The sequence below is a fragment of the Microlunatus endophyticus genome, assembly GCF_014646195.1.
Taxonomy (GTDB): domain Bacteria; phylum Actinomycetota; class Actinomycetes; order Propionibacteriales; family Propionibacteriaceae; genus Microlunatus; species Microlunatus endophyticus.
In genome coordinates, this window is sequence record NZ_BMMZ01000003.1 from 209,415 (window position 1) to 228,010 (window position 18,596).

An 18,596-nucleotide genomic window follows, 5' to 3' on the forward strand; every position below is an offset into this window, starting at 1 on the left:
CGGAGCCGTACGACTTCGGCGTCTCGGGATCGAGGCATGCCCGGCGACAGACCTCGTTCACCTGCCGACCATCTCGACGGCGCGCAATGCTCATCGCGAGACCTTCCCGCATTCAACTGCCGTTAACCTGACCCATCCCGATCCGCCATGTCGCCGACCTACGGTTCCCCGCAGAAACGTCAACCTGCGGGCCGTGCGCGCACCCAGCGCCATGTCCAACGGTCCCGCAGACCGAAGACAATTGAGGTGTCCCTTGAAGTTCAAGCGAATCATCATTCCGGCGCTCTTCGCCGCGACCGTCGGGCTCGCGGCATGTGGCGGAAACGACGCGTCGGGCGGGGCTTCGCCGAGCGGTTCGGCGCCGGCGGACTCGGCCTCCAGCCCCGCAGCCAGCAGTCCCGCCGCCGAGCTGAGCGGCAAGATCGCCGCCGGCGGTTCGTCGGCCCAGCAGGTCGCCCAGCAGGTTTGGCGGGCCGGCTTCAGCCAGACCAACGGTGGCGTGACCATCACCTACGACCCGGTCGGATCCGGTGACGGTCAGAAGAATTTCGTCAGCGGCGCGTACAAGTTCGCCGGCTCTGATTCGGCGATGGACGATGCCACCGTGGCCCAGGCCAAGTCGCAATGCGGTGGCGACCCGATCGAGTTCCCGGTCTACATCTCGCCGATCGCCGTCGCCTTCCACCTGGAGGGTGTCACCTCGCTCAACCTGGATGCCAACACCGTCGCCAAGATCTTCGCCGGCAAGATCACCAAGTGGAACGATCCGGCGATCACCCAGTTGAATCCGGGGGTCAATCTGCCGTCCACCGCGATCTCGCCGGTGCACCGTTCGGACAGCTCGGGCACCACCTTCAACTTCACCGACTACCTGTCCAAAGCAGCTCCGAAGTCGTGGACGAAGCCGGCCAACACCGACTGGCCCACCACCAAGGGTGAGTCCGCCGAGGGCACCTCGGGCGTCGTCGGCGCCGCTCAGGGCGGCAACGGCACCATCGCCTACATCGACGACTCGGGTGTGCACGGGACCAAGCTCAGCGTCGCCAAGATCAAGGTCGGCTCGAAGTTCGTGGCGCCGACCGCCGCAGGCGCCGCAGCAGCCCTCGAGTCCTCCAAGCAGATCAGCGGAACTCCGGCTTCGATCCTCACCTACGACCTGAACCGGACCACCACCGATCCGTCGGAGTATCCGATCTTCATGGCCTCCAACGAGATCGCCTGCCAGTCCTACAGCGACCCGTCGACCACTGCTATCGTCAAGGCTTGGCTCACCTACATCATCTCCGAGAACGGCCAGAAGGCCGCTGCCGCCAACGCCTACTCGGCCCCGCTCCCGTCGACAGTCGCCGCCAAGGAGCAGGCGATTATCGACCAGATGGGCTGATCGCCGACAATTGGTCGAAGCGGCGGGTCGCTCAGGGACCCGCCGCTTCCGGCACATTGAGAACATGTGATCAGGAGCCCAGCTGTGAGCGTCACCAGGGAGCGTCCTCCCATCGTTGAGGAACCCGGATCCGACCCGTTCGTTGCGTCGAGCCGACGGCGCCGCGCCATCGGCGACCGGATCTTCTCGTCGACCGCCCTGGCGGCCGGACTGACCATCCTGATCGCCCTGGCGGCGGTCTTCATCTTCCTCATCTCCCAGGGAGCACGTGGCTTCCACGCCGATCCCGAGGTCTACCAGCCGGCCGCGAACAACTTCTTCTCCTACGCCGCCAAACTGCTCTTCGGCACCGCGCTGTCGTCGCTGCTGGCGATGATCATCGCCGTGCCCTTCGCCATCGGGCTGGCCTTGTTCATCTCCCACTACGCACCCCGCAGGATCGCCGTACCGGTGGCGTACGTGATCGACATCCTGGCCGCAGTCCCCTCGGTGATCTACGGCCTGTGGGGAGCCCGGACGCTGGCTCCGGCCAGCCACGGCCTGCAGACCTGGCTCAACGCCCATCTCGGCTGGATCCCGCTGTTCGGTGGCCAGATCTCGGCCACCGGCCGGACCATGCTGATCGCGGCCATCGTGCTGGCGATCATGGTGCTGCCGATCAGTACCGCGATCTGCCGCGAGGTCTTCCAACGCACCCCCAAACTGCTGGAGGAGGCGGCGCTGGGCCTGGGAGCGACCCGCTGGGAGATGATCAGGTACGCCGTCTTCCCGCACGCCCGCTCCGGCATGGTCGCCGGCATGATGCTGGGTCTGGGACGCGCACTCGGCGAGACGATGGCGGTTGCGATGGTGCTCAGCGCCAGCCCGCAGGTCACCTTCAAGCTGTTGACCAGCGACAACCCGGCCACCATCGCATCCAACATCGCCGCGAACTACCAGGCCGAGGACGTCCGGATCCAGACGGTGCTGATCGCCACCGGCCTGGTGTTGTTCGTCTTCACGTTCCTGGTCAACTTCGTCGCCCGGGCGATCGTCGCCCGTAGTGAGAGAAGATTCGCATGACCGCGGTCGGCACGACATCCAACGCCCGGGGCGACTTGATGTTCAGCGGACGGACGATGCCCCGCAGCGCACCACTGATCGTGATCGTCGGCGGTCTGGTACTGGCCGGTCTGCTGACCGCGGTCGGTCTCGGCCCGGTGGCGTCGATCATCCTCGGCGTGATCGCCGTCGACATCGCGCTGCCGGTCTGGACCGCTGTCGTGGTCAACCGACGCGCTGCCACCGACCGACTGGTCACATGCCTGGTGTGGACCGCCCTGCTGTGCGCGATGGCACCGTTGGTCTGGCTGCTCGTAACCACGTTGGTCTCGGGCATCCCGGCGATCACGGTGCACTTCCTGACCCACGACATGCAGACCAAGCTCAACCCGGTGACCTTCAAGATGGAGTCTGGCGGCGGAGTCCTGCACGCGCTGATCGGGACCCTGCTGGTCACATTCGGCGCGATCGTGATCTCGGTGCCCCTCGGTCTGATGTGCGCGATCTACCTCGTGGAATACGGCCGGGGCAAGCAGCTGCCAAGGATGGTCACCCTGCTGGTGGACGTGATGACCGGCATACCGTCGATCGTCGCCGGTCTCTTCGCCCTGGCGCTGTTCGCCCAGTTCGGCGGGATCGGCACCCGGATGGGCGTGATGGGCTCGGTCGCGCTGTCGCTGCTGATGATCCCGACGGTCGTCCGGTCCACCGAGGAGATGATCCGCCTGGTGCCCGACGATCTCCGGGAGGCGGCCTACGCCCTGGGGGTCTCGCGCTGGCGGACCATCGTCAAGGTCGTGCTGCCGACCAGCATCGGCGGCATCGTCACCGGCGTCATGTTGGCGATCAGCCGGGTGATCGGCGAGACCGCACCGCTGCTGGTCGCGATCGGCAGCATCGACGTCATCCAGACCAATCTCTTCAGCGGCCGGATCCAGACCCTGCCGGTCTTCATCATGACCGAGTACGAGACCAGCACCCCGCAGGGCTACGCATTCGCCTGGGGCGGCGCACTCCTGCTGATCGCCATCGTGATGGTGCTCAACATCATCGCCCGCATCATCGGCAGCATCTTCGCGCCGAAGATCAGTGGCTAGCGACGCACGACACAAGACCACCAAGATCACCAAGATCAGCCGGACAAGGAAACAGCAGGTATGGCACAGGCAATCGAGGTCAGCGATCTCGACATCTACTACGGCGACTTCCTCGCCGTCCAGGGCGTGTCGATGGCGATCCGGCCGCGGTCGGTGACGGCTTTCATCGGTCCGTCCGGATGCGGGAAGTCGACCTTCCTGCGGACGCTCAACCGGATGCACGAGGTCATTCCCGGCGCCAAGGTCCGCGGCACCGTGACCATCGGCGGCCAGGACATCTACGCCTCGGCGGTCGACCCAGTCGCCGTCCGGCGCAAGATCGGGATGGTCTTCCAGCGACCCAACCCGTTCCCGACGATGTCGATCTACGACAACGTGCTGGCTGGGGCCCGGCTCAATTCGCGGCGGCTCTCCCGCTCCGAGGCCGACACCATCGTCGAACGCTCGCTCAGCGGGGCGAATCTGTGGAACGAGGTCAAGGACCGGCTCGGCAAACCCGGGATGGGCCTGTCCGGCGGGCAGCAGCAACGGCTGTGCATCGCCCGTGCGATCGCGGTGTCACCGGAGGTGTTGCTGATGGACGAGCCGTGTTCGGCACTCGACCCGATCTCGACCTCGGCGATCGAGGACCTGATCCACGAGCTGAAGAAGGACTACACGATCGTCATCGTGACCCACAACATGCAGCAGGCCGCGCGGGTGTCCGACGAGACCGGCTTCTTCAACCTGAAGGCGGCCGGCGAACCCGGCCATCTGGTCGAATTCGACGCCACCGAGCAGATGTTCACCAAACCGAGCCTGCCGGAGACCGAGGCCTACATCTCCGGCCGCTTCGGCTGACCGCTACTTCCGGCCCTGGTTCTTGACCGCCTCGATCGAGGCCGCCGCGGCCTCGGGATCCAGGTAGCGGCCGCCCGCGGTGACCGGCGTGAGGTCCTCGTCCAGCTCGTAGAGCAGCGGGATGCCGGTCGGGATGTTGAGGCCGACCACATCGCTGTCACTGATCTTGTCCAGGTGCTTGACCAGTGCTCGCAGCGAATTGCCGTGCGCGGCAACCAGGACAACCTTGTCGGCCAGCAGGTCGGGCACGATCTGGTCGTACCAGTACGGCAGCGCCCGGACCAGGACGTCCTTCAGGCATTCGGTCGCCGGCCGCGCCCCGGGTGGCAGCGACGCGTAGCGCGGATCGGAGAAGTTGGCGAATTCGTCGTCCGGGGAGATCGCCGGAGGCGGGGTGTCGTACGACCGCCGCCAGATCATGAATTGCTCCTCACCGAATTCGGCCAGCGTCGCAGCCTTGTCCTTGCCCTGCAGGGCGCCGTAGTGACGTTCGTTGAGCCGCCAGGACCGGCGGACCGGCAGCCAGGGCCGCTCCAGGACGTCCAGGGCGATCTGGGCGGTATGGATGGCCCTGGTCAACAGCGAGGTGTGCAGGACATCAGGAAGCAACCCCTCGGCCGCCAGCAACTCACCGCCGCGGCGCGCCTCCTCACGCCCCTTGTCGTTGAGGTCGACATCCACCCAGCCGGTGAAGAGATTCTTCGCGTTCCATGCACTTTCACCGTGCCGCAGCAAGATCAACTTGAACGTCATGGCGATAGCCTACCGACGCCGCGGGCCGGGTCCGGAGCCGGGCGGCCAGGCGCCTTTCAGCTTCGTGGGCGATCGTGCAGAATGCGCTCCATGACATCCCAGAGCCCGAGCCAGACCCCGACCGGGACCTCCAACGGCACTGCCGTGGTCACCGGAGCAAGCAGCGGCATCGGTGCGGCGACCGCCCGCCGACTGGCCGCAGAAGGATTCTCGGTGGTCTGCGCGGCCCGCCGAACCGACCGGATCGAGGAATTGGCCGCCGGGATCGGCGGTCGGGCGGTCTCTTGTGACGTGACCGATCCTCAGGCAGTCGAGCGGCTGGTCGCCGAGGCCGGCGAGGACGTCACGCTGGTGATCAACAACGCCGGCGGCGCACTCGGCATGGAGCCCGTCGTCGAGGCCGATCTCGACGCGTGGCAGACGATGTACGCGGCCAACGTGCTGGGCGCGGCCGCCGTGACCAAGGCATTCCTACCGACCTTGATCACGAACCAGGGCCAGGTGATCTTCGTGACCTCGACCGCCGCCGACGGTGGCTACGAGGGTGGGGCAGGCTACTGCGCGGCCAAGGCGGCCGAACGATCGATCGTCCAGTCGCTGCGTCTGGAGATCGTCGACCAACCGGTCCGGGTCAGCGAGGTCGCCCCCGGCATGGTGCACACCGAGGAATTCTCCCTGACCCGGTTCCATGGTGATCAGGAGCGGGCTGACACGGTCTATGCCGGTGTCGCGGCGCCGCTGGTGGCCGACGACATCGCCGACGTGATCGGCTGGATCGCGACCCGGCCGGAGCACGTCAACATCGACCGGATCACCGTACGACCGCGGGCCCAGGCCGCCCAGCACAAGGTGCATCGAGAAGCCTGAGCCCGCAGGTTCAGTCGGTCTTGACGAAGATCACTCCCACTCGACCGTGAGGGCCGAGCTGGACATGTCGATCTTGGGAGTGCCGAAGGATTCGCCGCCACCGAAGTAGTCGAGATTCTTGTAGGTCTTGCCGCCCTTGACCCCGGTCACGGTGATGTTGACGTCACCGTAGAAGTCCTCGTCCTCGGCCACCGTCGTCGAGCTGTAGTCCAGCGTTCCCTTCAGGCTCTTGACCTTCGCCTTGGTGTCGGCGTCCAGCGTGCGGTGCACGCTGCCGTCCTTGATCTTGTAGCCGTCGACGGTGGCCGGCACGTCCAGACCACAACCGGCCGTCAGCTTGGTCGACCTGACGCACGCATCGATCGCCTCGGTCACCTTCTTCTTGAAGATCGCCTGTCCGGCCGAATTCAGCACCGGCTTGGGCTCGATGTCGGGGTAGTCGTTGGGCTGCTGGACCAGGAACTTCCCGCTCGAGCCGAGAGAGATGTACTTCTCGGTGGTCTCCAGATCGTACGAGCCGGGCAGCAGGTAGATCTTGTCGGCCGCGACCTTGGTGCCGTTGATGGTCAGCGGCAGGCCCTTGGTGCCCACACTCAGATCGACCGTGGCGTAGGCATCGCTGAGCAGGTAGTGGCCGCTGGAGTCGTCAACCTCGAACTTGGCGTTGACCGGCCGGTCGCCCAGGTTGTAGGAGGCACTGACCTCGTAGGCGTACTTGTCGGTGACCTGCGGGACCTTGATCGCGGTGATCGGCGCCTCCTTGGTGGAGACCTTGAGGATGTCATCGGTCATCAGCGAGGTGTCCGACGGCTGCTCGGACAGGTAGCTCAGAGCCTTCTTGGCGTCGCCGGTGGAGAGCGCGTCAAGGTAGCCCTTGACCGCGTCCGAGGCATTCTCCGCCTTGGCCGTCGGCGAGGAGTTGTCCGGTCCGCTGGCGGTCGTCCCGTTGTGGGAAGCGTGCACGACCGCGACGATGATCAGGACGACGACCACCACCAGGGCGAGTCCACCGCCACCGATGATGAAGGGGAGCTTGCTGCGCCCGCCGCCGTTGCCGGGACCGGTCGGGCCGAAACCGCCGGGGGTGTAACCGGGCTGCCCGTACGCCGGCGGCTGGCCCGGCTGGCCGTAACCGGGTTGTCCGCCCGGCTGGCCGGGCGCGCCATACGGCGAGCCCTGACCGCTCGGCTGACCGGCCGGTTGGCCGGGTTGCCCGTATGCCGGCTGGGCGGGCTGCTGGCCCGGTGCACCGTAGGGTGACGGCTGGCTGGCCGGCTGCTGGCCGTAGCCCGGCTGACCGGCCGAGGGCTGGCTGCCGGGGGCACCGTAGTTGGGCTGCTGGCCCGGCTGCTGCGGTGCGCCGTACTGCGGAGCATCGCCACCAGCAGGATTCTGCCCGTAGCCGGGCTGTTGACCGTATCCGAATCCCGGCTGATTGGGTGCCTGCTCACCGAATCCCTGGGAATTGCGCGGATCCGACCCGTCGCCTCCAGGCGGGTAATTGCTGCTCACGAATGTGCTCCTGGGGTATGTTCGATGACCCCGACCGGGATCACCGCGATGAAAGCTAGCGGATAAAGGGTTCAATAGCTGAATGCGCGGACTGTCCTGCGCCGTCGGCGTTCGATCACCATCGACACGGGCTGGGACGCGTACGCACCCGGTACGGTTCCGCTCCCTGCCCGGAATCCCGTCCGGAAATCCTGCCCGGATATCCCGCCCAGGGATCCTGCCCGGTCTCCGACCGCTCTGACCCGGCCGCAGCGTCGCTGAACTAGTCTCGGAACATGCCTCGTACTGTCGCCACCACCACCACGATCGACCGGGACGAGATGCTGGATTTCGTCCTTCCCCGCCACCACTTGCTGCTGGCGACCGAGCGCGCCGACGGGCGTCCGCAGATCTCGCCGGTCACCGGCGGCGTCGACCCGCAGGGCCGGATCGTGATCTCCAGCTACCCGGGCCGGGCCAAGACCCGCAATGCCGACGTCCGGCCGCAGGTCTCGGTGCTGGTGCTCTCCGACGACTTCGGCGGCCCCTGGATCCAGGTGGACGGCGACGCCGAGGTGCTGCACATGCCGGAGGCGGTCGAGGGACTGGTCGAGTATTTCCGCTGTATCTCCGGGGAGCATCCGGACTGGGACGAGTACCGGACGGCGATGCGACTGCAGAACAAGTCCTTGATCAGGATCACCCCGACCCGCTGGGGTCCGATCGCCACCGGCGGTTTCCCGGCCGACGTGGCGGCCCGACTGGACGCCGCCGGCTGACGCCACGATCCCTGAGCTTGTCGAGGGGCCGCGCTTCGACAAGCTCAACGCACGACTCGGTCAGGCCGGTTCGACCCGCTCCTCCAGCGCCGCGGTCTCCTGCTCCACGTAGCCGTACACCTCGGGCAGGATGAACTTCGCCGACAGGAAACCGGTCAGCGAGAGCACCGAGACGGCCAACGTCGCCCCGACCGATCCCCAGTGGGCGGTCATGATCGGGAAGACGAAGGCGCCGAAGAACGAGGCGCCCTTGACGAAGACGTAGCCGAAGCCGGAGGCCGTCGCCTTGAAGCGCGGCGGCGCCACCAGGGACGTGATCGTCATTCCGTTCGAGGCGTCCCAGTAGTGGCCCCACATCAGCACGCAGGCGGCGATCACGATCAGTGGCTTGATGTCCATGCCGAGGGCGAACGCACCGACGATCAGACCGCCGAAGGACAGCCCGAATCCCCACATGGACAGGCCACGGTGGCCGACCCGGGGCAGCATCATCGGCGCCACGAAGCCGGCGATGGTCGCCAGCACGTAGACCAGCGCGGTGACCAGGTTGGTGCCGACGATGTTCTGGTCCGCGCCGCTGCCCGTGACCCCGACGCCCGCGGCGACCAGGATCACCGGCAGGTAGAAACCGAAGGCGGTGAATTCCGCGCCCTGCATGGCATTGGAGATCCAGCCGAAGATGGTGGCCCGCTTCTTGATCGGATCGGCCCACATCACCGACAGGAAGTCGCTGACCTTGACCCGGTCGATCTGCACGTCCTCATTGGGCAACATGTCCAGCGAGTCGCCGAAGAGCGCCTGGGAGGACGCCTTGGCCTCACGGAACCGGCCGCGCTGTACCAGCGACGACGGAGTCTCCGGCAGATTCAGCCGGGACAGCAGCAGGATGATCGCCGGGATGGCGCCCAGTCCGAGGCCGATCCGCCACAGCAGTTCGTGATCGAGCCCGGCCACGTACATGATGGTCACGATCACGATCGCGCCCACCTCGCCGAGGCCGAACATGGCCTGCCAGCGGCTGCCCATCTCCTCGCGCTTGCCCTTGGGCATCGACTCCATGATGTAGGCGTAGCCGTTGGAGATGTCACTGCCGAGCGGGACGCCGATCAGGAACCGGATGATGATCAACTCCCAGATGTTCTGGGAGAAGCCCTGGGCGATCGCGAGCAGGATGAACAAGATCATCGTCGTGATGAAGACGCGCTTGCGGCCGAACTGGTCGGCGACGTAGCCGCCGATCAACGCGCCGACCAGCGCGCCGCCCTGGACGGCGGCGGTGGCCAGGCCGAGCTGGACGTCGGTCGGGCTGAACTCCGCCTTGATGAAGATCAACAGGAACGAGATCGCGTACAGATCCCAGGCCTCGATCAGGATCGTGGAGATCATCATCCAGCCACCGCGGCGGCTGGATGCCGTTCCCGGCATGTTCTGCAACCGCATGGTCGCCTGGTCGGACAGATCTCTCAGCTGGGACTGGTCCACGATTCCTCTTCGAACTCGTCATGTTTCACAAGCAGATTCCCCCGGCTAGGAGGTATCAAACGGCTCTTGGGTCTGCAGGTCAAGTCGATGGCGGACGTCTGATCGGGGCCGCAGGTGGGGCAAGGTGCGTGAATGCATCAAGATTCGCCGTCGATTCGCCCCGGGACAGCCGCCAGGCCCATTCTTTGCGAATACTTTCGGCGAAGCCCAACTCCAGGATCGTGTTGAAGGACGAATCCGCGGCATCGGCGACCGCACCAAGCAGCCGATCGATCTCCTCGACCGTGACCGCGGCACGGGAGATCCGAGCGGTCAGGTAGATGTCGCCCAGCGAGTCGACGCTGAACCGGATCCCGTAGAGCCGGAGATTGCGCTCCAGCAGCCACCGGTAGACCCGCAGGTGATTCTCGTCGGGATTGCGGGCCACGAACGCGCGCAGGTCGAGATCGTGGCGGCCCAGCTGCAGGGCGCAGTCGGTGCTGAGTTTGCGGGTGCCCGGCAGCGTCACCGAGAACAGGCCCGGACCGGTCCGCTGCCAGCTGAGCCCCAGATCCTGCTGCCCCAACTCCTCCAGTGCGGACCTGATCGCCTGCTCCGCGGGATCCACGGTCGACTCGTCAGGCACAGTCCACTCCCGTCCTGCGCCCGATCGAGCGCCCGATCCTTAACGCTACCGGTCCGCGGACTGGTCCCAGGCGCGTTGTTCCACCCATCACCGGCCGACGGCGTTTATGGTTTCCCAGTGTCGGGCATCAGGACCAAGATCATCACCGGGTGCGCCATCGTGGTGGCGGTCGCCCTCGCCGGCTGTGGGCAGCAACCCAGCGGTGGCCTGCAGGCCAGCCCGGCGCCGTCGGGGAAGGACTGCACGGTCAAGCGGCTGCCGCTGAAGAATCCCGGCCGGTTCACCGTCGGCACCGACAGCCCGGCCTATCCCCCGTGGTTCAAGTCCGACAACCCCAACAACGGGCAGGGCTACGAGTCGGCGCTGATCTACGCCATCGCCAAGGATCTCGGATTCACCGACGACGAGGTCGACTGGGTCGACGTCGGCTTCAACGCGGCGATCGCTCCAGGCGAGAAGACCTTCGACGTCGACATCAACCAGGTCACGATCACTTCCGCCAGGCGGCAGAACGTCGACCTGTCCGATCCCTACTACACCGGCTACCAGGCGGTGATCACGATCGAGGGCGACAAGCTGGCCGGCGACACCAGCATTGCCGAACTGCGCGGCGGGAAACTCGGCGCCCAAGCCGACAGCACCAGCCTGGATGCGATCAACAACGTGATCAAGCCCGACGTCCCGCCGACCGTGCTGGCCACCAACGACGCCGGCGTGAAGGCCTTGGAGCAGAAGAAGATCGACGGTCTGGTCGTCGACCTGCCTACCGCGGCCGAGATGGTGTCGGGCGAGGTGGACGGCGGGCTGATGGTCGGTCGGTTGCCGACCGCCGACGGCAACCCCGAGCAGTTCGGGCTCGTACTCGATCACGGCAGCAAGCTGACGGGCTGCATCAACCAAACGCTGGCGACACTGCACGACAACGGCGCGATCGCCTCCCTGCAAGGCAAATGGCTGAATCCGCCGGACGTCCCGCTGCTCAAGAACTGATCATCACCGGTCCTTGATCATTTGCGGATCGGAGCCATCCGCTTGCGGAATTCCTTGAGGAAGGCATCGCGTACGGCGTTGGTGTCGACCTGCCCGTTGCCGGTGAGGAACGCCCCCGCCGACATCTGCTGGCAGACCACCAGCCACGCCTGGCCGAGGGCGAAGGTGAAGGACGACGCGACCGCGGCACCGATCACGCCGCCGGCGACGGTGCCGGCTCCCGGCACCAGTTTGAGCAGTCCGGTGAAGGCCGCCCGGCCGCCCTGGGTCGCGGCGGTCGTGGTGGCGATCGCCATCAACGCCGCCCGCTCGACCTTGATCTTGTAGATGTGCGCGATCCGGGCCATCAGACCCAGCTGAATCGGCACCAGCATGGCCGCATCGGAGAACGGGATCGGCACCGCGGCGGCGGTTGCGGCGCTGCCCGCCGCCAGGACTATGTCCCGCTGCGCCGCCACCGCCTTGCGCTTGGAGTCGATCGTCTGGGCTGTGGTGAGGGCAAGCCGGACCCCCTCCGGAGCAACGCGAAAGGAGGCATCGAGAACCTCCAGCAGACCGTGTGCGCGAGCACCGGTGAACGGATCGTCCTTGGCCAGCGTGACGAACGGCCGATCACCGACGATCGGCAGCCCGAGGGAGCGGATGTGCTCGGCGAGCGCGATCGCGTCGGGGTGGTACTGCCCGTTGATCATCGGCACCTGGGTCAGCACCAGCAGTACCGGCAGCCCGAGCTTGTCGAGTCGCCGGATGAAGTCGGCCTCGGCCTCCTCGAAGCGCCGGTCCATGCCGCGCACGCAGTACCAGGCCAGGTGGATCTGATCACCGAGCGGCTGCCGGCGCATCTGCTTCATCGCCTTGTCCAGCTCGGACAGGATCTCCCGGTCGTCCTTGCCGACCTCGAGTCCGGCACTGTCGACGATGCCGAGATGGCCAATCCGGTCGATGTAGATCTTGCTGCCCTTGGTCACCGGGGCGCCGATCCCGGTCTCGGCGACCTCCTCGCCGAAGATCGCGTTGATCAAGGTCGACTTGCCGACACCGGTCTTGCCGAAGATCGCCAGGTTGAAGCGCCCGATCGCCGCGTCCTGCTTGTCGAACTGCGTCCGGAACTCTGTCGAGAACCAGTCGGATGCTGACGGCATGTTGTCCCTGTCCGATCGGGCCGGAAGATCCGGCCATCCGATTCAAGCGTACGGACCCCGGTCGCACGCAACCGCCGACGATGCCGCCCCCGGCCCTGGCCGGCCCCGGAACCGACCCTGACCGGACTAACGACCGACCAGGCCAGGCAGCGTACGGACGGTGTCCAGCAGGCCGCCGAAGATCGCCGCGTACGACTCCGCTCCGCCCTGCTCCACCCACCGGTTCCATGCGGACGCGAAGACCGCCAGGCCGAGCCGCGCCACCAGATCCGCCTCGGTGGCCCCAAGCCCCCGCTGCTCCAGCCCGGTGATCACCGCTTGGGTCAGGTCGGCCATCTTGTGCTGTTCGCGCTCTCGCAACTCCGGACTGGCCGCGATCACGGCTCGCCGCCGGTTCGGTTGGTCGGCGATCCGGGCCAACTGCTCGCCGATCTCGGCCAGTGCGGCGTTCATCGCCTCGACCGGCGTGAGCGTCGGATCCGCCTCCGCGACAGCACTGGTCGCATAGCTGTAGAGCGGTCCTGGATCGGCGAACAACACCTCACGCTTGTCGGCGAAGTAGCGGAAGAAGGTGCGTTTGGTAAGTCCGGCGCGTTCGGCGATGTCGGCCACCGTCGTCGCGTCGTAGCCGCGTTCCTCGAAGAGTTCGAGTGCAGCCTCCTGGAGCCGATCGCTCGCCCCGGGTTCCCAGCGGACCATGGCGTCGAGTCTAGGTGATGACACTAGGTGCCATATCTGGCTACACTCGTCATGTCACTAGGTGTCATCACTCGGAGGAGTCGTCATGCCGGAAATCTGGATCCTCGGTGCGACCGGTCGTGTCGGCCGGGCCGTTGCCCCACTGCTGGTCGGGCCGCGAGCGGCTGCATCCGGCCTCGATGTCGTGCTGGTTGGCCGCAACCCCGAGCGGCTGGCCGGCGCCGCGTCGGTCATCGGCGGCGCCGCACGCGTGCTCCAGGCCGGATCACTGACGGCCACCGCGGAGCTGATCGCCCGGGAACAGCCATCGGTGGTGATCAACACCATCGGGCCGTTCGCCGAGACGGCGATGCCGATCATCGACGCCTGCCTGCCCGGCAGCCACTATCTCGACATCACCAACGAGATCCTGGCGATGAACGCCGTCTTCGCCCGCCACGACGACGCGGTCACCGCCGGCCGCAGCCTCGTGACCGCCACCGGATTCGGCGTCCTCGGAGTCGAGGCGGCGGTCCTGAAAGCCTGCGCCGGCCTCGAGGACATCGACACCGTGCGTGGCGACGCGATGCCGCTGGTCGCGCCCGAACCGGGACGGATGGGCGAGGCCTTGGCGGGCAGCATCATCGGCGGCCTGACCGCCGGCGGGCTGCGCTATGCCGGCGGCCGCCTGGTCCGTGCCGGGATCGGCAGCCGGGTGGAGACGATCACCACGCCGGACGGGACGACGATCCGCACCGGCTCCGCGCCGACGGGTGAGTTGATCGCCGCGCAGCGCGCCAGCGGTGCTCCGAACGTGCTCGCCGCGACGAGTCTGCTGCCGACCGGCCTGCCGGTCCGGGTCGCACTGACCGCAATCGGCGTACTGGCCCGGATCGGCTGGATCCGGTCGACGCTGGTCCGGCGGATGGCAGCGATGGAGGGATCGCTGGACTCCGAGGCGGAGCGTACGTCCACCTGGGCCCGCGCCCGGGTGCGGACAACCGCCGGCCGGGAGCGTACGGCCTGGCTACGGGCCGGCGACGCGATGGACTTCACCGCTGCCGTCACCGCCGAGGTGGCGTCGCGGCTGGCCCGCGGCGAAGGCCGGCCGGGAGCGTTCACCCCCGGCGGTCTGTTCGGAGCGGAGCTGGCCGAGGCGGCCGGGGCCGAGCTGAGCGTGGACTGACCCGTCATCGAACCAGAGAATCCGTATCACGACGTTCTGACCGTCAGCACCAACGAACCGGGGAACCTCGTCGGAGTGGCCCCGATCCGCATGCAGAAGCATCGAACCCCGTCGCCCACCCAACCCGCCTGAAGATGCTGAACCGCAGAGCGGATCTCTACGGGGCAACGTCTCAGACTCGGGGTTCGCTGATTCTGTGGCCGACGATCAGGCCATCCCGGCGTGTCGCCCCGGGCGAGGTCATCCTCGGTCACAAAACCAGCGGCTTCAGCCGCAGGCCAATGGCCGACAGGCAACGCGGTCAGCTGAGGGCGACCGAAGACGCCGATCTACCGGTTCCAGAAGTCCTCAGGTCGCCGTCCGGGACGGAAGCCGAAGTGCTCGGCCATGATCGCCGCCTCCGGCAGGCCGGCGGCGAGCGCCGCGGTGGCATGATCGTCACTGCCGAACGAGATCGCCCGGCCGCCCTCCTCGGCCCACCACTGCGGGACCCACGACCACAGCCGTCGGGTGTTCATCTCCAGTGCCCGGCCGCCCGCGGCGATCGCCCGCATCGCGGTCCGGAACTGCTCCTCGAAACGGGTGGGATCGAAGGGGCCCTCGGTCTCGGTCGGCCAGTAGCGTACGGCGTAGTCGATGTGGGTGAAACAGGCGAAGCTGTCCGAGCCGGCGATCATCCGCGGCACTTCGGCCAGGTATTCGGTGATCACCTTCTCGGCCGGCCAGCGCCGGAACAGGGTGAACGGCTCCGCGCGCTGACCATCGATCTCCAAGGTGTGCAGCGACCCGTTCACCCGCCCCAGCGAGCCGAGGTCGAGCAGGGCCCGGGCTTGATCATCGAAGAGGTGGGGCTGGCCGTATTCGGCTCCGGTCAGGATCCGCAGCTCGGGAAAGTCATGCCTGCACCGCTCGATCGACTCCAGATAGCCGTCGACGTCCAGCGGAGTCGGCACCAGCCGGCCGTCCTCGATCAGTTTCGCCTGCTCGGGCGGCACGTCCTCCCGGTCGATCAGCCAGCCGTCGAAGTCCAGGTGCTCGGTGAAGATCACCGCGGGCAGCCCGATCCGCACCGCCCGTTCACAGGTACGCCTCATGGTGCCCGCGGCATCGGAGTCCGGGCCACCGGTGTCCCAGGACCATTCGCTGTGTACGTGCGCATCGGCGGGGAGGGTCATGATCACATCATCTCCCATCGCTATGATCGAATTGCTCGTACGCCGGTGGTCCACCAATCCGAGTCGAAGGTCGAAGATGACCGTAGTCACCTGTCTGAGTCCGTACACGTCCGACCAGGTCAAAGTCCTGGCGGGCACGGAAGGGATCGACGTCCGCCTGGTGCCCGACCCGCCCGCACCCCAGGCCGTACGCGATGCAGTGGTCGGTGCCGATGTGATCATCGGCGACGTCCGGGCCAAGCATCGGCTCGACCGTGACACCCTGTCCGGAGCCGCCGGTTGCCGGCTGATCCAGCAGCCTGCCGTCGGCTACGACTCGATCGACGCATCCGCTGCCGCGGCCCTCGGCATCCCGGTCGCCAACGCCGGCGGCTACAACGCCGACGCCGTGGCCGACTGGGTGCTGATGGCGGCGCTCAACCTGGCCCGCAACGGCTCCCGACGCGATCATTCCATGCACGCCGGCCACTACGACCGGGCCTTCGAACGTTCCCGCGAGCTTTCGGCACTGACAGTCGGGATCGTGGGCCTGGGCAATATCGGCAAGGCCGTCGCCCGCAGGTTCGCCGGTTTCGGCTCGACGGTGATCGGCTACGACCCGGTCGCGACCGACCCGATCCCCGGCGTCGAGCAAGTGCCGCTGGAGACCCTGCTCCAACAGGCCGAGTTGATCACCATCCACGCACCGTTGACCGACCAGACCCGGCACCTGATCAATGCCGAGACCCTGGGCCGGACCCGTCCCGAGGCCCTGATCATCAACGCCAGCCGCGGCCCGCTCGTCGACGAGTCGGCCCTCGTCGACGCCCTGACGGCCGGCTCCATCGGCGGCGCCGCCCTTGATGTGTACGAGGTGGAGCCGCTGGCCGCCGACTCACCGCTGCGCGGCCTGGACAACGTCTTCCTGACCCCGCATATCGCCGGCGACACCCGGGAGTCCCGGACCCGGCTGCTGGAGTTGGTCGCGGACAACCTGCAGCGGGTGCTCCTGAAGGATCTGCCACCCCATCACGTCGTCAATTCCGCACTGCTGCCGCAGCTGCACTGATCGCAGCCGCAGTGATCATCGCCGGCGAGCGTGATCTTGAAGCCATGATCATCTGACAACGACCGACCACGAACGAGGAGCGCCGATGACGCTGCGAGAACTACTGGACACCGGACAACCGACGGTCGGGGGCTGGTGCTCGATCCCGAGCGCCTTCAGCGCCGAGCTGATGGGGCGCTCCGGCTTCGACTGGGTGTGTATCGACACCCAGCACGGACTGATCGGCTACGACCAGATGGCGGTGATGCTGCAGGCGTTGAGCATTACCGGCACACCGACGCTGGTCCGGGTCCCGTGGAACACACCGGAGAATGTGATGAAGGCGCTGGACGCCGGCGCCCAAGGCGTCATCGTTCCCATGATCAACAACGCCGACGATGCCCGCCAGGTGGTGGAGACGGTCAAGTATCCCCCGCTGGGGACCAGGAGCTGGGGCCCGATCCGCGCCTCCTTCGGACTGCCGGCCTACAACTCGAAATCGGCCAACGCCAGCACACTGGTGATCGTCATGATCGAGACCAAGGACGGGGTGGACAACCTCGACGAGATCCTCAGCGTCCCGGGCGTCGACGCCGTCTACGTCGGTCCGATGGATCTCGCGCTGGCGCACGGCATCCCGCCGGCCCTGGACGTCAAGGACCCGCAGCACGAAGAGTTGATCACCAGGATCCTCGAAGGCTGCCAACAGCATGACGTGGTCGCCGGAATCCACTGCGACAGTGTGGAAACCGTCACCCGCTGGTGGGAGCTCGGCTATCGGATGTGCACCCTGGCCTCCGATGCCGGCCTGATGCGCGCTGCCGCGACCCAGGCGCTGAAGGCCGCCGCGGGCCACCCGCTGCGGGCAAAGCCGGACATCGACGAAGAACCTGCGACGCCCGGCCCGACGAGCGCCGGATATGCCTGAGGAGGCAACGAGCATGACAGGCAACACGGGAACAGACGGGTCACCGACCCGGATCGGACTGGCCGGCGCCGGAGCGGTCAGCCACCAATATCTGCCCAATCTGCTGAGACTGCCGGGCCTTGAGGTCGCGGCCGTCAGCGACGTCGACACCGCCGTCGCGGCCAACGTCTCCGAGGAGTTCGGCGTGCCGGCCGTCGGGGTCGACGAACTGCTGGCCGATCCGAGCATCGAGATCGTGGTCAACCTGACCCCGATCGCCTTCCACGTGCCGGTCACCCGCAACATCCTCGAGGCGGGTAAACACGTCTACTCCGAGAAGTCACTGGCCAAATCCGTCACCGAGGCCCAGGACTTGCTGGCGCTGGCGGACAGCAAGGGCCTGGTGATCGCCGGGGCACCGGACACCCTGCTCGGCACGGCGTTCCAGGCGGCTCGCCGGACCCTCGAGCACGGCTCCCTGGGCCGGCCCCTGACGGCGGTCGCGGCGATGTTGCGCAGCCAGGCGCTGAGCACCCGCTATTTCAGCGACTACACCGCGATCTTCGACATGGCGCCGTACTATGTCAGCGCCCTGGCGACACTGTTCGGGCCGGTCACCGAGGTGTCCGGCTATCTGGAGAATGCACCGACCGAGCCCGGTCAGCCGGTGCTGACGGTCGGAGTCTCCGGCGTCCTGCACTTCGAGTCGGGCCTGACGGCGTCGTTGACCCTGAACTGGGGCTCGTCGTTCCGGCACGAGGTCCCGGTGCTCGACGTCTACACCCAGTCCGGCGTGGTCCGGTTCGCCAATCCGAACAACTTCGGCGATCCGGCCTTCCTACGGCTGCACGAGGACCCGGCCGAACAGTGGCAGGAGATCCCCGGCAGCCGGCAGCCCGCCGACTGGCTCTACAACCGGCGCGGGCTCGGCGTCGCGGAGATGGCCGCCGCCATCGCTGTCGGCCGGACGCCGCGCGCCTCAGGACAACTCGCCTGTCACGTGGTGGACGTGATCGAGAGCCTGATCAAGGCGGCCGAGTCGGGGCAGAGCGTGACCCTGACCAGCACCGTCCAGCAACCAGAACCCTTGTCCGACGCAGAGCGCCGACAACTCGACCCGAAAGTCTGATCG

General features: G+C 67.0%; 18 protein-coding genes. 11 read left to right on the forward strand and 7 right to left on the reverse strand.

Annotated elements, in window-relative coordinates:
- Nucleotides 1-253: 253 nt before the first annotated feature.
- From pstS to pstB, 4 genes are all read left to right on the forward strand, one after another.
- Nucleotides 254-1,384 carry a phosphate ABC transporter substrate-binding protein PstS gene (pstS, locus tag IEY07_RS07825; protein WP_229669832.1) on the forward strand — a complete coding sequence of 377 codons (1,131 nt, stop codon included), beginning with the start codon at nucleotides 254-256 and terminating at the stop codon, nucleotides 1,382-1,384.
- 84 nt (nucleotides 1,385-1,468) lie between these two features.
- Entirely contained in the window at nucleotides 1,469-2,446 is a 978-nt protein-coding gene (gene pstC / locus IEY07_RS07830) for a phosphate ABC transporter permease subunit PstC (protein ID WP_229669833.1), read from the forward strand.
- Nucleotides 2,443-3,522, forward strand: coding sequence for a phosphate ABC transporter permease PstA (pstA, locus tag IEY07_RS07835; protein ID WP_188894639.1), 1,080 nt, complete (start codon nucleotides 2,443-2,445; stop codon nucleotides 3,520-3,522). Before pstC ends, pstA begins: the two co-directional genes overlap by 4 nt.
- Before the next feature lie 60 nt (nucleotides 3,523-3,582).
- Nucleotides 3,583-4,362: a phosphate ABC transporter ATP-binding protein PstB gene (gene pstB, locus IEY07_RS07840; RefSeq protein WP_188894640.1), complete on the forward strand. Its 780-nt coding sequence runs from the start codon at nucleotides 3,583-3,585 to the stop codon at nucleotides 4,360-4,362.
- A gap of 3 nt (nucleotides 4,363-4,365) precedes the next feature.
- On the opposite strand, the gene IEY07_RS07845 is transcribed toward pstB, so the two are convergent.
- Entirely contained in the window at nucleotides 4,366-5,115 is a 750-nt protein-coding gene (locus IEY07_RS07845; RefSeq protein ID WP_188894641.1) for a phosphoglyceromutase, read from the reverse strand.
- A gap of 90 nt (nucleotides 5,116-5,205) precedes the next feature.
- Between IEY07_RS07845 and IEY07_RS07850 the strand changes: the two genes are divergently transcribed.
- Nucleotides 5,206-5,982, forward strand: coding sequence for an SDR family NAD(P)-dependent oxidoreductase (locus tag IEY07_RS07850; protein ID WP_188894642.1), 777 nt, complete (start codon nucleotides 5,206-5,208; stop codon nucleotides 5,980-5,982).
- 30 nt (nucleotides 5,983-6,012) lie between these two features.
- Here IEY07_RS07850 and IEY07_RS07855 read toward each other — a convergent pair whose 3' ends face one another.
- On the reverse strand, nucleotides 6,013-7,494 hold the full coding sequence (locus IEY07_RS07855; RefSeq protein ID WP_188894643.1) for a polyadenylate binding domain-containing protein: 1,482 nt from the start codon (nucleotides 7,492-7,494) through the stop codon (nucleotides 6,013-6,015).
- Between the two features lie 275 nt (nucleotides 7,495-7,769).
- On the opposite strand from IEY07_RS07855, the gene IEY07_RS07860 reads away from it, so the two are divergent.
- A complete protein-coding gene (locus IEY07_RS07860; protein ID WP_188894644.1) occupies nucleotides 7,770-8,252 on the forward strand; it encodes a PPOX class F420-dependent oxidoreductase in 483 nt (160 codons plus the stop codon).
- A gap of 60 nt (nucleotides 8,253-8,312) precedes the next feature.
- On the opposite strand, the gene IEY07_RS07865 is transcribed toward IEY07_RS07860, so the two are convergent.
- Nucleotides 8,313-9,734, reverse strand: coding sequence for an MFS transporter (locus IEY07_RS07865; RefSeq protein WP_188894645.1), 1,422 nt, complete (start codon nucleotides 9,732-9,734; stop codon nucleotides 8,313-8,315).
- A 79-nt stretch (nucleotides 9,735-9,813) separates the two neighbouring features.
- The gene (locus IEY07_RS07870; protein ID WP_444543318.1) at nucleotides 9,814-10,359 is read right to left on the reverse strand and encodes a type III secretion system chaperone family protein; all 546 of its coding nucleotides are present in this window, start codon (nucleotides 10,357-10,359) and stop codon (nucleotides 9,814-9,816) included.
- 117 nt (nucleotides 10,360-10,476) lie between these two features.
- On the opposite strand from IEY07_RS07870, the gene IEY07_RS07875 reads away from it, so the two are divergent.
- Complete coding sequence (locus IEY07_RS07875) at nucleotides 10,477-11,349, forward strand: ABC transporter substrate-binding protein (RefSeq protein WP_229669834.1); 873 nt, start codon at nucleotides 10,477-10,479, stop codon at nucleotides 11,347-11,349.
- A 17-nt stretch (nucleotides 11,350-11,366) separates the two neighbouring features.
- Here IEY07_RS07875 and IEY07_RS07880 read toward each other — a convergent pair whose 3' ends face one another.
- A complete protein-coding gene (locus tag IEY07_RS07880) occupies nucleotides 11,367-12,491 on the reverse strand; it encodes a GTPase family protein (protein ID WP_188894646.1) in 1,125 nt (374 codons plus the stop codon).
- A 126-nt stretch (nucleotides 12,492-12,617) separates the two neighbouring features.
- Entirely contained in the window at nucleotides 12,618-13,190 is a 573-nt protein-coding gene (locus IEY07_RS07885) for a TetR family transcriptional regulator (protein WP_188894647.1), read from the reverse strand.
- An 85-nt stretch (nucleotides 13,191-13,275) separates the two neighbouring features.
- Between IEY07_RS07885 and IEY07_RS07890 the strand changes: the two genes are divergently transcribed.
- Complete coding sequence (locus tag IEY07_RS07890; RefSeq protein WP_188894648.1) at nucleotides 13,276-14,355, forward strand: saccharopine dehydrogenase NADP-binding domain-containing protein; 1,080 nt, start codon at nucleotides 13,276-13,278, stop codon at nucleotides 14,353-14,355.
- A gap of 329 nt (nucleotides 14,356-14,684) precedes the next feature.
- Here IEY07_RS07890 and IEY07_RS07895 read toward each other — a convergent pair whose 3' ends face one another.
- Nucleotides 14,685-15,530 (reverse strand): PHP domain-containing protein, encoded by an 846-nt coding sequence (locus IEY07_RS07895; RefSeq protein ID WP_188894854.1) that lies wholly within the window; start codon nucleotides 15,528-15,530, stop codon nucleotides 14,685-14,687.
- 76 nt (nucleotides 15,531-15,606) lie between these two features.
- On the opposite strand from IEY07_RS07895, the gene IEY07_RS07900 reads away from it, so the two are divergent.
- The 3 genes from IEY07_RS07900 to IEY07_RS07910 all read left to right on the forward strand — a co-directional run bounded on the left by IEY07_RS07900 (nucleotide 15,607) and on the right by IEY07_RS07910 (nucleotide 18,593).
- Nucleotides 15,607-16,578: an NAD(P)-dependent oxidoreductase gene (locus tag IEY07_RS07900; protein ID WP_188894649.1), complete on the forward strand. Its 972-nt coding sequence runs from the start codon at nucleotides 15,607-15,609 to the stop codon at nucleotides 16,576-16,578.
- Nucleotides 16,579-16,663: 85 nt separating this feature from the next.
- Nucleotides 16,664-17,485, forward strand: coding sequence for an HpcH/HpaI aldolase family protein (locus IEY07_RS07905; RefSeq protein WP_188894650.1), 822 nt, complete (start codon nucleotides 16,664-16,666; stop codon nucleotides 17,483-17,485).
- Between the two features lie 13 nt (nucleotides 17,486-17,498).
- Nucleotides 17,499-18,593, forward strand: coding sequence for a Gfo/Idh/MocA family protein (locus IEY07_RS07910; protein ID WP_188894651.1), 1,095 nt, complete (start codon nucleotides 17,499-17,501; stop codon nucleotides 18,591-18,593).
- Nucleotides 18,594-18,596 lie beyond the last annotated feature (3 nt).

What these genes read in the sequence shown, in the direction of transcription:
- pstB (WP_188894640.1), top strand. Translation starts at nt 3,583, where the DNA reads ATGGCACAGGCAATCGAGGTCAGCGATCTCGACATCTACTACGGCGAC.
- IEY07_RS07895 (WP_188894854.1), bottom strand. Translation starts at nt 15,530, where the DNA reads ATGACCCTCCCCGCCGATGCGCACGTACACAGCGAATGGTCCTGGGAC.
- pstA (WP_188894639.1), top strand. Translation starts at nt 2,443, where the DNA reads ATGACCGCGGTCGGCACGACATCCAACGCCCGGGGCGACTTGATGTTC.
- IEY07_RS07910 (WP_188894651.1), top strand. Translation starts at nt 17,499, where the DNA reads ATGACAGGCAACACGGGAACAGACGGGTCACCGACCCGGATCGGACTG.
- IEY07_RS07850 (WP_188894642.1), top strand. Translation starts at nt 5,206, where the DNA reads ATGACATCCCAGAGCCCGAGCCAGACCCCGACCGGGACCTCCAACGGC.
- IEY07_RS07885 (WP_188894647.1), bottom strand. Translation starts at nt 13,190, where the DNA reads ATGGTCCGCTGGGAACCCGGGGCGAGCGATCGGCTCCAGGAGGCTGCA.
- IEY07_RS07900 (WP_188894649.1), top strand. Translation starts at nt 15,607, where the DNA reads ATGACCGTAGTCACCTGTCTGAGTCCGTACACGTCCGACCAGGTCAAA.
- IEY07_RS07860 (WP_188894644.1), top strand. Translation starts at nt 7,770, where the DNA reads ATGCCTCGTACTGTCGCCACCACCACCACGATCGACCGGGACGAGATG.
- IEY07_RS07905 (WP_188894650.1), top strand. Translation starts at nt 16,664, where the DNA reads ATGACGCTGCGAGAACTACTGGACACCGGACAACCGACGGTCGGGGGC.
- IEY07_RS07890 (WP_188894648.1), top strand. Translation starts at nt 13,276, where the DNA reads ATGCCGGAAATCTGGATCCTCGGTGCGACCGGTCGTGTCGGCCGGGCC.
- IEY07_RS07880 (WP_188894646.1), bottom strand. Translation starts at nt 12,491, where the DNA reads ATGCCGTCAGCATCCGACTGGTTCTCGACAGAGTTCCGGACGCAGTTC.
- IEY07_RS07845 (WP_188894641.1), bottom strand. Translation starts at nt 5,115, where the DNA reads ATGACGTTCAAGTTGATCTTGCTGCGGCACGGTGAAAGTGCATGGAAC.